This is a genomic window from Cytobacillus sp. Bva_UNVM-123 (assembly GCF_046351715.2).
Lineage (GTDB): Bacteria > Bacillota > Bacilli > Bacillales > Cytobacillaceae > Cytobacillus.
Genome location: NZ_CM177772.1, coordinates 17081 through 31632 on the forward strand (window position 1 = coordinate 17081; position 14552 = coordinate 31632).

The window sequence follows — 14552 nt, forward strand, 5'->3', positions numbered from 1 at the left end:
ATAACCTACTAATAATATTTTCTGTCAAGGGGGTAAAAAAATGTGGGAAAGTAAATTTGTTAAAGAAGGTTTAACATTTGATGATGTACTACTTGTACCTGCTAAATCAGAGGTCCTTCCACGTGATGTAAGTTTGAGTATTCATTTAACTGAGAAAATTAAGCTTAATATTCCAATCATAAGTGCAGGGATGGATACTGTTACGGAAGCGGAAATGGCGATTGCGATGGCTCGCCAAGGTGGACTAGGAATTATCCATAAGAATATGTCTATTGAGCAGCAAGCTGAACAGGTAGATAAGGTAAAACGTTCAGAAAGCGGTGTTATTTCTGACCCATTTTTCTTAACCCCAGAGCAGCAAGTGTATGATGCTGAACATTTAATGAGCAAATATCGCATTTCTGGTGTTCCGATTGTAAATAACCATGAAGAGCAAAAGTTAGTGGGAATATTAACGAATCGTGACCTTCGCTTTATTTCTGATTACTCCATTATTATTTCTGATGTAATGACGAAGGAAAATCTCGTAACAGCACCAGTTGGAACGACATTAGAAGAAGCTGAGAGTATACTTCAAAAACATAAGATCGAAAAACTTCCTCTCGTAGATAAAGATGGAATTCTTAAAGGGTTAATTACAATTAAAGATATTGAAAAGGTAATTGAATTCCCATATTCAGCTAAAGATCATTCAGGCCGCCTATTAGTAGGTGCAGCTGTTGGGGTTACTAAAGATACGGTAAAACGTGTAGAGATGCTTGTAAAATCGCATGTTGATGTGATTGTGATTGATACGGCTCATGGACATTCAAAGGGTGTACTGGATACGGTAAGAGAAATTCGCACAAATTTCCCAGAATTAGCTATCATTGCAGGAAATGTTGCGACAGCGGAAGCAACGAAAGATTTAATTGAAGCAGGTGCAGATGTTGTTAAAGTTGGAATTGGACCTGGTTCCATTTGTACAACTAGGGTTGTTGCTGGAGTAGGGGTTCCACAAATTACAGCCGTTTATGATTGTGCAACTGAGGCAAGAAAACATGGAAAAGCCATTATTGCGGACGGTGGTATCAAATATTCGGGTGACATTGTAAAGGCTCTTGCTGCTGGTGGACATGCAGTTATGCTTGGAAGTTTATTAGCGGGAGTATCTGAAAGTCCAGGAGAAACAGAAATTTTCCAAGGCCGCCGTTTTAAAGTATACCGTGGAATGGGTTCTGTTACTTCTATGGAGAAAGGCTCAAAAGACCGTTATTTCCAAGAAGATAATAAGAAATTTGTACCTGAGGGAATTGAAGGCCGCCTTCCTTACAAAGGGCCTTTAGCAGATACGATTTACCAGCTTGTCGGGGGCTTACGCTCTGGAATGGGCTATTGTGGTACAAAAGATTTAACAGAACTAAGAGAAAAAGCACAATTTATTAAAATGACTGGTGCAGGTTTAAGAGAGAGCCATCCACATGATGTGCAAATTACGAAAGAAGCACCAAATTATTCTTTATCATAAAATTTTTTAGCAGAGAAAACTTGTTTTCTCTGCTAATTTCATTTAAGTAGGGAAATAATAGGTAATTCCTCTATCTATTTTTTAAGTTTGAGTTATGTTAAAATAACAAAAGCGTAAAAAAATGTTGGAGGGCTTTATTTTGAAAAGAATTATGTATCGTAAGTATGTTGCTGGATTCCTCGCATTAATTATGGTGTTCGGGCTTTTTCCAAATGTAAATAAGGCTCATGCAGAAGCTGCTGGTTTAAATATTAATGCAGATGCAGCTATTTTAGTAGAAGCGGAGACAGGAAGAGTTCTTTATTCTAAAAATCCGGATCAAGTTCTTGGTATTGCAAGTATGACAAAAATGATGACGGAGTATTTATTACTGGAAGCGATTAAGCAAGGGCGTGTGAAATGGGAACAAGAATACGCTGTAAGCGAATATGTTTGGAAAATATCACATGATACTAGTTTATCAAATGTACCATTGCGTAGAGATGGGAAATATAATATTCGTGAACTTTATCAAGCGATGACGATTTACTCAGCAAATGCAGCAACAATTGCCATTGCTGAAACAATAGCTGGATCAGAAGCAAATTTTGTGAAAATGATGAATGATAAAGCTAATGAACTAGGTTTAAAAGATTATAAATTCGTCAATTCAACAGGGCTAAATAACTCAAACTTAAAAGGCTACCATTCTGTTGGAGCAGAGGATGAAGAAAATGTGATGTCTGCTAGAGGGACAGCTCGTTTAGCTTCACGTTTAATTAGTGATTTCCCTGAAGTATTAGAAACGACAAGCATTCCGAAGATGACCTTTAGAGAAGGCACTGACGATAAGATTGATATGCAAAACTGGAATTGGATGCTTCCAAGTCTTGTCTATGGCTACGAAGGGGTTGACGGATTAAAGACGGGAACAACAGATTTTGCTGGACTATGCTTTACTGGAACAGCTATTCGAAATGGTACTCGTTATATTACTGTTGTAATGAATGCTAAAGATGGCAATGGAAAAAGCACATATAAATCTCGTTTTGATGAAACACAAAAAATGTTTGATTATGCTTTTAGTAATTTTGGAAAAGAGGAGCTTTTTCCTGAAAATTATCAAGTAAAAGGCAAGAAAACATTGCCAGTGACTAAAGGAAAAGAAGATAAAGTAAAGATTCAAACGAAAGATCCTATTACAATGGTTGTTAAAAATGGGGAAAAAGAAAACTATAAACCTAGTCTTGTTCTTGATAAAAAGAAGCTAAACGACAAAGGTGAATTGACAGCTCCGATTAAAAAAGGAGAAAAAGTTGGTACGTTAACAATTAAAGTAGAAAAAGATCAAGCTATAGAGTTTTTAACTGATAATGGGAAAGATAACATTCAAGTAGATGTAGTAGCTGCACAAGATGTTGAGAAAGCGAACTGGTTTGTATTAATGATGCGTGGCATTGGAAGCTTTTTTGGAAATCTATGGGGTAGCATTTCCTCAACTGTTAAAAGCTGGTTTTAAGGAAATAGGTGCTCCTGTATTGACAGGAGCACTTTTTTGTTGTTTAGTTTCATTAAGGAAAGGGAATTATTCCGATTGTTTTAATACATTTTTTTCCTTATTTAGACATTTCAAATTGGGCAATTGGTATTAATGAAGGGAGATTACAATGAAAACAGGTACAGATCGGGTTAAACGTGGAATGGCAGAAATGCAAAAAGGCGGCGTCATTATGGACGTTGTGAATGCTGAGCAAGCAAGAATTGCTGAAGAAGCGGGCGCAGTTGCAGTAATGGCATTAGAAAGAGTGCCATCAGACATTCGTGCGGCAGGCGGCGTAGCGAGAATGGCAGATCCTCGTATTATGGAAGAGGTTATGAATGCTGTTACGATTCCAGTAATGGCAAAATGCCGGATTGGACATATTGTGGAAGCACGTGTTCTTGAAGCTATGGGAGTAGATTACATAGATGAAAGTGAAGTTTTAACTCCTGCAGATGAAGAATTTCATTTATATAAAAAAGAATATACGGTTCCATTTGTTTGCGGCTGTCGTGATCTAGGAGAAGCAGCGCGTCGCATCGGTGAAGGAGCAGCTATGCTTCGTACGAAAGGTGAGCCTGGTACAGGGAATATTGTTGAGGCAGTACGTCATATTCGAAAGGTAAACGCTCAAGTTCGCAAGGTTGTAGGAATGAATGAAGATGAGCTTATGACAGAAGCAAAGCTTTTAGGCGCACCTTTTGAGCTTTTAGTGGAAATTAAAAAACTTGGTCGCTTACCAGTTGTTAATTTCGCGGCTGGTGGTGTAGCTACACCTGCTGATGCGGCGTTAATGATGCAATTAGGTGCTGATGGAGTATTTGTAGGATCAGGTATTTTTAAATCTGAGAATCCAGCAAAATTTGCAAAAGCAATTGTAGAAGCTACGACACATTATCAAGATTATAAATTAATTGCAGAGCTTTCAAAAGAGCTTGGGGCGCCAATGAAAGGGATTGAAATCTCTTCATTAGCACCAGAAGCACGGATGCAGGAGCGCGGCTGGTAAGGAGAATTAATATGATAAAAGTAGGGGTTCTTGGCCTCCAAGGTGCAGTTCGGGAGCACGTTCATTCTATTGAGGAATGTGGTGCTGAGGCAGTTGTTATTAAACAGAAGGAACAACTTGAAGATGTAGATGGCTTGATTCTTCCGGGTGGAGAAAGTACGACAATGCGCAAATTAATTGATCAGTATGACTTCATGGACAGTCTCAAAAGCTTTGCTTCTACAGGGAAGCCGATGTTTGGAACTTGTGCGGGTTTAATCCTACTTGCAAAAGATATTGTTGGTTATGATGAGCCACATATCGGAGTAATGGATGTGAAGGTCGAAAGAAATTCATTCGGACGGCAAAGGGAAAGCTTTGAAGTGGAGCTAGACATTGCAGGTGTGGCAGATGATTTTACAGCGGTTTTTATCCGTGGTCCTCATATTGTTCAAGTAGGGGAAAACGTAGAAATTCTTGCAAAGCACCATGATCGTATCGTTGCAGCCCGTGAAGGAAATATATTAGGCTGTTCTTTTCATCCAGAATTGACCGATGATTATCGTATGACAGCTTATTTTATTAATATGGTTAAAGAAGCAAAGGAAAATTAACTATTTTCGGAAAAAGTCTATTATTCTTTAGGGAAATTCTTTGTATATTATAGTTGAAAATGGCCGACAATTGTAGTACATTAAAAATTACTAATTTGAATAGGTAAAAGCGATGAGAGGAAATAGTAACATGATTTTTGTTCTTAAGAGAGCTGATGGTTGGTGGGAATCAGCGAATGAAACATGTGAATCCATCCTCGAGCAAAAGTATGGAACGCCATTTTAAGGGCAAGTAAATACTTTCGGTCAAAACCGTTACGTATGTTAAGGTGGAAAGCAATGCTTTCAACTAGGGTGGCAACGCGGGTAACTCTCGTCCCTTTTTAGGGACGGGAGTTTTTTGTGTTCCCAAAAAGTTTTTATTAAGTTCATTGTTATGTTAACTGTAAATAAAAAAAGGAGGTTTTACTATGTTGGATATTAAGTATTTAAGAGCCAATTTTGAAGAAGTGAAGGATAAGCTAAAGTACCGTGGTGAAGATCTATCTGATCTTGGTAAATTTGAAGATCTCGATAGCAAAAGACGTGAATTAATTGTTAAGGCTGAACAATTAAAAAGCAAACGGAATGAAGTGTCACAGCAAGTAGCTGCCTTAAAGCGCGATAAAAAAGATGCAGACGCATTGATTGTAGAGATGAGAGAAGTTGGCGACCAAATTAAGGTGCTTGATGATGAGTTAAGAGTTGTTGAAGAAGAACTAGATTTATTATTACTTAGTATTCCAAACATTCCTCATGAGAGTGTACCGGTTGGGGAAACCGAGGATGATAATATCGAAGCATGGAAATGGGGAGATATTCGTCAATTCGAATTTGAGGCAAAGCCACATTGGGACATTGCTAGTCATTTAAATATCGTTGATTTTGAACGGGCTGGAAAGGTTACAGGCAGTCGATTTGCATTCTATCAAGGACTTGGTGCTCGCTTAGAACGTGCATTATTTAGCTTTATGCTTGATTTGCACAGTGACGAGCATGGCTATAAAGAAGTTTTACCACCATACTTGGTGAATCGTGCAAGTATGACAGGTACAGGACAGCTACCAAAGTTCGAAGAAGATGCCTTCCTTATTGAGAGCGAGGACTATTTCTTAATCCCAACTGCAGAGGTTCCAGTTACAAATATGCATCGTGATGAAATTATGAATGGTGAGGACCTTCCAATTAAATATGCAGCATTTAGTGCATGCTTCCGCTCTGAGGCAGGTTCTGCTGGACGTGACACACGAGGACTTATTCGCCAGCATCAATTTAATAAAGTAGAGCTTGTTAAATTTGTAAAGCCAGAAGAATCTTATGAAGAACTAGAGAAATTAACGAAGGATGCTGAGAAAGTATTGCAGCTATTGAATCTCCCATACCGGGTGATGAGTATGTGTACAGGTGATCTTGGATTTACAGCCGCGAAAAAATATGACATTGAAGTGTGGCTCCCAAGCTATAACACGTATAGAGAAATTTCTTCTTGCAGTAACTTTGAAAGCTTCCAGGCTCGCCGTGCTAATATTCGTTTCAGACGTGATCCGAAAGGAAAGCCAGAGTATGTTCATACTTTAAATGGCTCTGGTTTAGCAGTTGGTCGAACTGTTGCAGCCATTTTAGAAAACTATCAGCAGGAAGATGGAAGTGTCGTGATTCCAGAAGTATTACGTCCATACATGGGCAACAAGGATGTAATTAAACCAGAGTAATCTATATAAAGTATGACTTAACTTCATCTGAGCGGGAAATACCCGCTCAGAAAAAATGATCATTTATGTCGCAGCCTGTTTGCTATGTGACGAATATGGTAGGAATTCATACTTCGATCAATCAAAATCTGAACGTAAAATTCTTCAAAAAGAAAATTTCCTAAAAACGATTGACTTCAATTAAATAAAATGGTATATTATTTTTTGTCGATACGGAGGAATACCCAAGTCCGGCTGAAGGGATCGGTCTTGAAAACCGACAGGCGGGTTAAACCGCGCGGGGGTTCGAATCCCTCTTCCTCCGCCATTCTAATTAATATCGATCATGCGCATAAATTGGAGATGAAATCGTTACTGCTATGGTAACGATTTTTTTTATTTCTTTATCTTTGCCGAAGTGAAGCGGCTAGCATAAAAAAATAGTCGCTTCATTTAGCGACTATTTTTTCAGTAATTTTGTTTGTTGAAGAAAATCTGCAATCCGTTCAATAATCGGTTCAACAGAATCACCATTATTTAAGATATCATAATCATTAATATCTAACCGAAGAACAGGACAAGCATTAAAAGAATTAATCCAATTTTCATAGCGACTGTGCATTTCTTGCCAATATTCAACTGGAGTTTGCTGCTCCATAGGTCTTCCTCTTTCTTTAATGCGTGCTAGAATATCATCAAGAGAGCCATCTAAATAAATAAGAAGATCTGGGTGTGGAAAATAAGGTGTCATCACCATTGCCTCAAACAAGCTTGTATATGTTTCATAATCAACTTTTGACATTGTCCCTTTTTCATAATGCATTTTCGCAAAAATTCCTGTATCTTCATATATCGATCGATCCTGAACGAAACCTCCGCCATATTCAAAGATTCGCTTTTGCTCCTTATAACGTTCTGCTAAAAAATAGATTTGCAAATGAAAGCTCCAGCGGTCAAAGTCAGTATAAAACTTATCTAAGTATGGATTTGTATCAACTTTTTCAAAAGAAGTATGGAAATTAAGTGCCTTTGCTAGCGCGTTTGTCATCGTAGATTTTCCTACACCAACTGTACCAGCAATCGTAATGACAGAGTTTGCAGGAATCCCATATTTGTTTCTCGTGTTCATGATTGAATGCTCCTCTTTCTTATGTGAGTGGATAAAGTATTAAGGATATGTTGTAGGTCATTGTTATTTTTGACAAAATCTAAATCATCACCATTGAAACGAAGCACAGGGATGCTAGGGTTCTGTTGTTCGAATGTGCTGATTGCCTCTTCATAATCAATAGATAATTGCTCCAAATAAATAGGGCTAATATTTTTTTCAATTTCTCTATCTCTAAGTTTAATCCGATGTAAAATCGTATCTAAACTAGCATGTAAATAAATGATTAAATTTGGCCTAGGAATATCGGTAGTTAAAATCTCATAAATTTTTAAATATTTTTCGTATTCACTAGCATTTAATGAACGCTTAGCAAAAATTAAATTTTTAAATATATGATAATCTGCAACAACAGGTTTATTTTTCAATAAAAAATGTTTGCTTATATCAGCGAGTTGTTTATAGCGATTGCAGAGAAAGAACATTTCCGTTTGAAAACTCCATTCTTCAATGTTTTCATAGAACTTCCCCAAAAATGGATTTTCATCAACGATTTCTTTTAGAAGCTCATATTGAAAATGATCCGAAATCGCTTTTGCAAGAGATGTTTTTCCAATGCCAATTGGTCCCTCTACTGTTATAAAAGGTGTTTCCCCCATATTTGTCCTCCTACCTCTTCTTACATGATGCTTGTTTTTTATAAACTCCGATAATTTCACAGCAACAATAATTTTACCATACTATTGAATAGGTGGGATGGAATTTATGAAGGAAAAAGTCAATGAAAAAACAACTGTCGAAATGAACAGTTGTTTTAAAATAAAAATTTATCCTCTTTTTACGACATTAAAATTATCAACAATTAATAGCCAGTTTTGTGGAAAGGAAAGACCAAGCTTCCAATAGCTCATGCCTCTAAGTTTAAGTTCTTTGATTAAGTTGAATTTTGCTTGAATTGAACGGGCATCCTCAAACCAAACCTCATGTTTCTTTCCAGCGCTGTCTGTATAGTTAAAGAAAGGAGCCTGTGCTTTTTGATCATATTGAATGGCGACATTATTCGTAGCTGCAAGCTGAATGGCTTGTTGTGGGCTTACAGCTTTTGCAACAGTACCTTGGACAAAAGGCAATGTCCAATCATAACCATATAAGTTTTGCCCCATTAATATTTTGGAAGGAGGTATTTCTGTAATTGCATATTGTAAAACTTGTCTAACAGGCCCAATTGGTGAAACAGCCATGGCTGGGCCCCCGCTATAACCCCATTCATATGTCATAATGACAACGAAATCAACAATTTCCCCATGTGCTTTATAGTCATGAGCCTCATACCATTCACCTTGTTGAGTAGCGCTGGTTTTTGGGGCTAATGCCGTCGAGATGAACCAGCCTTCTTGCTTTATACGTGTTCTTGCTTTTCTCAGAAAACGATTATATGCTTCACGGTCTACAGGGCGTAAATGCTCAAAGTCAAAGTGAATATCTTTAAATCCATATTTTTTTGCTGTTGTGACAATATTATTAATGAATGTATCTTGAATAGCAATATTATTAAGGAGGATTTCTCCAAGCTCCGCACTAAATTGATCGTTTTCTTGATTTGTGATCACCATCATTAAAACATTATTATTTGCTTGAGCGATAGCGGGGAAATTATTTAGAAGCGGTTCCTTTAATGAGCCATCACGAAGTGCTTGAAAGCTAAATGGAGCTAAGTAAGTTAAATATGGTGCTGCATCCCTAGCGCTTCTTTCTAGAGCGGGGGCAACCGTCGTTCCTCGAGGTTCAACATAAGCATTAAATTCCGCATTTGATTTTGGACCTGGTGGAATATAAAGTCTAAGACCAATTTGAAGTGGCTGATTCACAGAAATTTTATTAACGGCTGCGAGCTCTTGATAAGTTAAACCAAATTTCCTTGAAATAGAATAAAGACTATCTCCTCTTTGGACCCAATAAAATTGGCCAACGATTGGAATGACAAGCGCCTGCCCGACAACAAGATTATTGGGATTAGGAATTTCGTTAGCTTCAACAAGATCATTAACAGTTGTTCCATATGCCTGCGCGATTCCCGCTAAAGATTGATTTTGTTGAACAACATGAATTTGCAAGCTATTTCCTCCTTATATGAAGCTTTGGCAGTGATGGGCTTCATTTGTTCATAACATATGTCCTATGTAGGTTTAGAGAGTCTACTCGCTTAGTTTGTCACCCTTGTATTAGCTGCCTTTAGCTTTTCCTTAAATAAGTACACTTTCAACTATTTTATGAATGAGTAATCAAAGAAATGATATAATTAATCAAGGAATTTAGAAGGAGAATGAAAGAATTGATGTTACAAGCGGAGCTTTCAGATGAAAAATATATGCTTGAGGCGATAAATGAAGCAAAAAGGGCAGAACAAATGAATGAAGTCCCTATAGGAGCTGTTATTGTTTTAAATGGAGAAATAATAGCAAGGGCGCATAATTTGCGAGAATCAGCCCAAAATGCGATTGCTCATGCCGAATTACTTGCCATTGACCAAGCTTGTAAGCATATGGGGACGTGGAGATTAGAAAATGCTGAACTGTACGTCACACTTGAACCATGCTCGATGTGTTCAGGAGCAATTATGCTTTCTCGGATAAAAAAGGTTGTATATGGTGCAAAGGATCCGAAAGGCGGCTGTGCGGGAACTTTAATGAATCTTCTGCAAGATGAACGGTTCAATCATATGAGTGAGGTTGTAGCAGGAGTACTTGAAGAAGAATGTGGAGAATTATTATCAGCATTTTTTAAAAATTTACGCGAACGGAAAAAGATAGAGAAAGCAATAAAAAAAGAAGCTTTAGCCGAATCAGACAAGAATTGACAATGATTAGGAATTGATTTTTGTTAGTAATATGAGTATACTTATATATGCGTCATATACGGCGCAACTAAATAAGGTTTCAACTTTGCCGTGCTAGGTGGGGAGGTAGCGGTGCCCTGAACTCGCAATCCGCTCTAGCGAGACTGAATCCCTTCCCGAGGCTGATGTCCTGTAGGGTCTGCCTTAAGTAAGTGGTGTTGACGCCTGGGTCCTGCGCAATGGGAATCCATGAACCATGTCAGGTCCGGAAGGAAGCAGCATTAAGTGGACCATCTCATGTGCCGCAGGGTTGCCTGGGCCGAGCTAACTGCTTAAGTAACGCTTATGGGCGTCAGTCAAAGGAAGGTGCACGGCAGTTTAACTATAATAAACAAAACTCATCTCATGCAGGGATGAGTTTTTTGTATGATTCTTTTTGTAAAAAGGAAAATGGATAAGGTATAATGGTTGAAGAGAATAAAAAGGAAGGGGCGTGTCAATGAGTTATCAGGCTTTATATCGTGTTTGGCGTCCGCAAAGCTTTATAGATGTTGTTGGACAGGAGCATGTAACAAAGACATTGCAAAACGCCCTGCTACAACAAAAAATCTCTCATGCATATTTATTTTCGGGCCCACGTGGAACTGGTAAAACGAGCGCAGCAAAGATTTTAGCAAAAGCCGTTAACTGTGAACGGTCGCCTGTCAATGAGCCTTGCAATGAGTGCCCTTCGTGCAAAGGGATTACAGATGGCTCAATCTCAGATGTTATTGAAATTGATGCAGCCTCAAACAACGGTGTGGAAGAAATTAGAGATATTCGTGATAAGGTGAAATACGCACCGAACTCAGTAAAATACAAAGTCTATATTGTAGACGAAGTACATATGCTTTCCATTGGAGCCTTTAATGCCCTTTTAAAAACACTTGAAGAACCACCGAAACATGTTATCTTTATTTTAGCAACAACAGAACCCCATAAAATTCCGTTAACAATCATCTCAAGATGTCAGCGTTTTGACTTCAAACGAATTACAGCTCAGTCGATTGTAGGTAGGATGAGGCTCATAATTAATGAGACTGGTGTTGAATGTGATGAACAGGCACTACATATCATTGCAAGGGCTGCTGAAGGCGGAATGCGTGATGCACTGAGTCTTCTAGATCAAGCGATTTCGTTCAGTCAGGATCAAGTGACAACTGAAGATGCTTTAACGGTTACTGGTGCAGTTTCACAAGGTTTTCTTACTAAATTAGCAACAGCTGTGCTGGAAAAAGATGCAGCACTAGCATTGGAATATTTAGAAGAACTACTCTTTCAAGGGAAGGACCCATCTAGGTTTATTGAAGACTTTATATTTTATTATCGGGATATGCTGCTTTATAAGGCAGCCCCACGATTAGAGGAATCATTGGAAAGAGTATTGCTCGATGATGAATTTCAATTATTAGCAAACAAATTGAATTCGGAAGAACTATACGATTTAATTGAAGTGCTCAACAAAGCTCAACAAGAAATGCGTTGGACGAACCATCCGCGAATTTTCCTGGAAGTAGCGATAATGAAATTATGTCAGCTTGAAAGGAAAGAAACACAAATAATCTCTAATGATATTCAACCATTGCTTCAGAAGATTGAACATCTTGAGCAAGAATTAACTCACTTAAAAAATCAAGGTATTACGGTTAATGAAGCTGCTCAACCAGAAGTACAGAAAAAACAACAAAGGATTTCTCGAAATGCGTTTCAAGCCCCTATTGGCAGAGTGAACGAAACATTAAAACAAGCGACGAAAACAGATTTAGTTGCAATAAAAAGCCGTTGGGGAGAAATACGCGAGCGGCTAATGCCATCACATGCTGCTCTGTTAAATGAGGCAGAGCCAGTTGCTGCTTCGGGAAATACAGTGATTATAAGATTTAAACATGAAATTCACTGCCAAATGGCAATGGATAATTCTAAATTTGTAGAAGCATTTTCCAGTATGATAAGTGAGCTGTTTGGAAAACGAATGCAGATTATTGGGATTCCAGATGAGCAATGGCAGAAGGTAAGAGAGGATTTTTTACAAAATCAACGAAATGATGATCCAGAAGGTCATGCAGGTTCAAATGAGGAAGAACCATTAATAGCTGAAGCAAGAAAACTTTTCGGCGATCAATTAATTGAAATAAAAGATTAATTAAGTTTAAAAATAGGAGGAATAATATTATGCGTGGTGGAATGGGAAATATGCAAAATATGATGAAGCAAATGCAAAAAATGCAAAAGAAAATGGTAGAAGCACAAGAAAAGCTTGGTGAGGAAAGAATTGAAGGTACAGCTGGAGGCGGAATGGTTACCGTAATCGTCTCAGGTCATAAAGAAGTATTAGAAGTGAACATTAAAGAAGAGGTTGTAGATCCAGAAGATATCGAAATGCTTCAAGACCTTGTACTTGCAGCGACAAATGATGCATTGAAAAAGGCAGATGAATTATCGAATAATACAATGGGGCAGTTTACAAAAGGTATGAATCTTCCAGGAATGTTTTAACTTCAAATGAAGTTAAGGCCCTCCGTGGCTGCTGATAAAATCTCGGTACAAATTTGTTTCGGCGAATTTGATAGGAGGAAAAAAATAAATGCATTATCCTGAACCGATATCAAAGCTAATTGACAGCTTTATGAAATTGCCAGGTATCGGCCCGAAAACGGCCGCTCGTCTGGCTTTTTTTATATTAAGTATGAAAGAAGATACGGTGTTAGATTTTGCAAAGGCGTTAGTTGATGCGAAAAGAAATTTAACATATTGCTCTGTTTGCGGACATATTACGGATCAAGATCCATGCTATATATGTGAAGATCAGAGAAGGGATCGAACAGTTATTTGTGTTGTTCAAGATCCGAAAGATGTCATAGCAATGGAAAAAATGAAAGAATTCCACGGCCTTTATCATGTTCTGCAAGGAGCGATATCTCCGATGGATGGAATTGGCCCTGAGGATATTAACATTCCGAATCTATTAAAAAGACTACAAAATGATGAGGTTCAAGAAGTAATTCTTGCAACGAACCCAAATATTGAGGGTGAAGCAACAGCCATGTATATTTCACGCCTCTTAAAGCCATCTGGTATAAAAGCAACACGAATTGCTCATGGACTACCGGTCGGCGGAGATCTAGAATATGCTGATGAAGTGACATTATCCAAAGCTTTGGAAGGTAGAAGAGAAATTTAACTTTATCCCACTCTTAACTGGCAGTAAGACTCCCACTTCAAGGGTGCGAGGAACAAAGTAGTATAAGTGGGAGAGCAACTGCCAGTAAAGGTCCGGCGACGGATAGGATGTCCTAGTCAGGCGAAGCCACAAGACGTGGGGTTATGAGCGTGATTGGTGAAATAAGAATTTTCTTTGGGCTTCAGCCCTTAGAAGATTCAATCAGGCTATGCGTGACTAACAATCAGTGGGGGATGAGGGCAGACCAAATGAGCGATGTCCTGTCGCAATGTCTACACTAGCACATCCTGTGCGTCGGAAAACCCCCACTGATTGAAGTTTCACTTTATTCAGCAAAAGCGAATTTGATTTGATGGGGGCACGGAATCATGTTATTTCGCAAGAAGGGCTGGCTTCGGAAAGAATTCGATGAAAAGCTTTTAGATAAAGCGAATGAATTAAAAGATATATGGTTCAATCAAAAGCAATTAGTTGAAAGAAGCTTTGAACCATCATCTGAAGCTATTAGTCAGGCAAAAATGGCAGAAACAAAATATTTTTTCCTTTTCAAAGAAGTGAAAAAGCGGAAAATTACAATACGATAATAAGTAAAAGCACTGTTTGAGCTTATTTATATTTTAATAGAAGTCTTCAAATATGCGATGCAAATTTGAAGACTATCCTTCTCTCTAGGTCTTTTTTGTATGTCAATTTCATAAATTGATAGTACAAGTTGTCTAGGGGGAGGATTTATTATTTTGGAACCAATTATCGTTATTTCTATTTTAGGTGGGCTAATTGTATTACTTCTATTTATTGGTGCACCTATGAAACCAGTTAGATTTATCGGACAAGGAGTTATTAAATTACTTATTGGTGCTCTTTTTTTATTTTTCTTAAATGTATTTGGAAACCAATATGGTATTCATGTACCGATTAATTTTATAACTGCTGCTGTTTCAGGTTTTTTAGGAATCCCAGGTTTGTTTGCACTCGTAGCTGTGCAAACATGGGTGATGTGATGAAAAGGGGCAGCTTTTTATTACAGTAGCTGTCCTTATTTTTTTCTTAAAAAAGATATTGACGGAAAGTTTCTAAAGTGATAGTATAT

14 protein-coding genes, 1 tRNA gene, 1 other RNA gene and 1 other annotated feature are annotated in these 14552 nt (G+C 37.9%); of the genes, 13 read left to right on the forward strand and 3 right to left on the reverse strand.

What is annotated here, in order from left to right:
* Positions 1-40: 40 nt before the first annotated feature.
* The 6 genes from guaB to KDN24_RS00100 all read left to right on the forward strand — a co-directional run bounded on the left by guaB (position 41) and on the right by KDN24_RS00100 (position 6626).
* A complete protein-coding gene (gene guaB / locus KDN24_RS00075) occupies positions 41-1507 on the forward strand; it encodes an IMP dehydrogenase (protein WP_409970549.1) in 1467 nt (488 codons plus the stop codon).
* A 151-nt stretch (positions 1508-1658) separates the two neighbouring features.
* Positions 1659-3005 (forward strand): D-alanyl-D-alanine carboxypeptidase family protein, encoded by a 1347-nt coding sequence (locus KDN24_RS00080; protein WP_409970552.1) that lies wholly within the window; start codon positions 1659-1661, stop codon positions 3003-3005.
* Positions 3006-3153: 148 nt separating this feature from the next.
* The gene (gene pdxS / locus KDN24_RS00085) at positions 3154-4035 is read left to right on the forward strand and encodes a pyridoxal 5'-phosphate synthase lyase subunit PdxS (protein ID WP_409970548.1); all 882 of its coding nucleotides are present in this window, start codon (positions 3154-3156) and stop codon (positions 4033-4035) included.
* Between the two features lie 11 nt (positions 4036-4046).
* Positions 4047-4628, forward strand: a complete 582-nt coding sequence (gene pdxT, locus KDN24_RS00090) for a pyridoxal 5'-phosphate synthase glutaminase subunit PdxT (RefSeq protein WP_409970547.1) — start codon at positions 4047-4049, stop codon at positions 4626-4628.
* A 103-nt stretch (positions 4629-4731) separates the two neighbouring features.
* Positions 4732-4952 (forward strand) — a binding site (T-box leader).
* 86 nt (positions 4953-5038) lie between these two features.
* Positions 5039-6319: a serine--tRNA ligase gene (gene serS / locus KDN24_RS00095; protein ID WP_409970546.1), complete on the forward strand. Its 1281-nt coding sequence runs from the start codon at positions 5039-5041 to the stop codon at positions 6317-6319.
* A gap of 214 nt (positions 6320-6533) precedes the next feature.
* Positions 6534-6626: transfer RNA gene (locus tag KDN24_RS00100), tRNA-Ser, on the forward strand.
* Between the two features lie 132 nt (positions 6627-6758).
* On the opposite strand, the gene KDN24_RS00105 is transcribed toward KDN24_RS00100, so the two are convergent.
* From KDN24_RS00105 to KDN24_RS00115, 3 genes are all read right to left on the reverse strand, one after another.
* Complete coding sequence (locus KDN24_RS00105) at positions 6759-7427, reverse strand: deoxynucleoside kinase (protein ID WP_409970545.1); 669 nt, start codon at positions 7425-7427, stop codon at positions 6759-6761.
* Entirely contained in the window at positions 7424-8065 is a 642-nt protein-coding gene (locus KDN24_RS00110) for a deoxynucleoside kinase (RefSeq protein ID WP_491348244.1), read from the reverse strand. The genes KDN24_RS00105 and KDN24_RS00110 overlap by 4 nt, the downstream gene beginning before the upstream one ends.
* A gap of 168 nt (positions 8066-8233) precedes the next feature.
* Positions 8234-9520 carry a LysM peptidoglycan-binding domain-containing protein gene (locus KDN24_RS00115; protein ID WP_409970543.1) on the reverse strand — a complete coding sequence of 429 codons (1287 nt, stop codon included), beginning with the start codon at positions 9518-9520 and terminating at the stop codon, positions 8234-8236.
* 209 nt (positions 9521-9729) lie between these two features.
* On the opposite strand from KDN24_RS00115, the gene tadA reads away from it, so the two are divergent.
* The 7 genes from tadA to KDN24_RS00150 all read left to right on the forward strand — a co-directional run bounded on the left by tadA (position 9730) and on the right by KDN24_RS00150 (position 14463).
* Positions 9730-10263 carry a tRNA adenosine(34) deaminase TadA gene (tadA, locus tag KDN24_RS00120; RefSeq protein WP_491348245.1) on the forward strand — a complete coding sequence of 178 codons (534 nt, stop codon included), beginning with the start codon at positions 9730-9732 and terminating at the stop codon, positions 10261-10263.
* Between the two features lie 88 nt (positions 10264-10351).
* Positions 10352-10616, forward strand: an RNA gene (gene ffs / locus KDN24_RS00125) — signal recognition particle sRNA large type.
* Positions 10617-10741: 125 nt separating this feature from the next.
* Entirely contained in the window at positions 10742-12424 is a 1683-nt protein-coding gene (dnaX, locus tag KDN24_RS00130; protein ID WP_409970542.1) for a DNA polymerase III subunit gamma/tau, read from the forward strand.
* 26 nt (positions 12425-12450) lie between these two features.
* The gene (locus KDN24_RS00135; RefSeq protein WP_525931278.1) at positions 12451-12777 is read left to right on the forward strand and encodes a YbaB/EbfC family nucleoid-associated protein; all 327 of its coding nucleotides are present in this window, start codon (positions 12451-12453) and stop codon (positions 12775-12777) included.
* Positions 12778-12865: 88 nt separating this feature from the next.
* On the forward strand, positions 12866-13462 hold the full coding sequence (recR, locus tag KDN24_RS00140) for a recombination mediator RecR (protein ID WP_409970540.1): 597 nt from the start codon (positions 12866-12868) through the stop codon (positions 13460-13462).
* A 368-nt stretch (positions 13463-13830) separates the two neighbouring features.
* Positions 13831-14046: a YaaL family protein gene (locus tag KDN24_RS00145; RefSeq protein ID WP_409970539.1), complete on the forward strand. Its 216-nt coding sequence runs from the start codon at positions 13831-13833 to the stop codon at positions 14044-14046.
* A 153-nt stretch (positions 14047-14199) separates the two neighbouring features.
* Complete coding sequence (locus KDN24_RS00150; RefSeq protein ID WP_409970538.1) at positions 14200-14463, forward strand: pro-sigmaK processing inhibitor BofA family protein; 264 nt, start codon at positions 14200-14202, stop codon at positions 14461-14463.
* Positions 14464-14552: the final 89 nt, after the last annotated feature.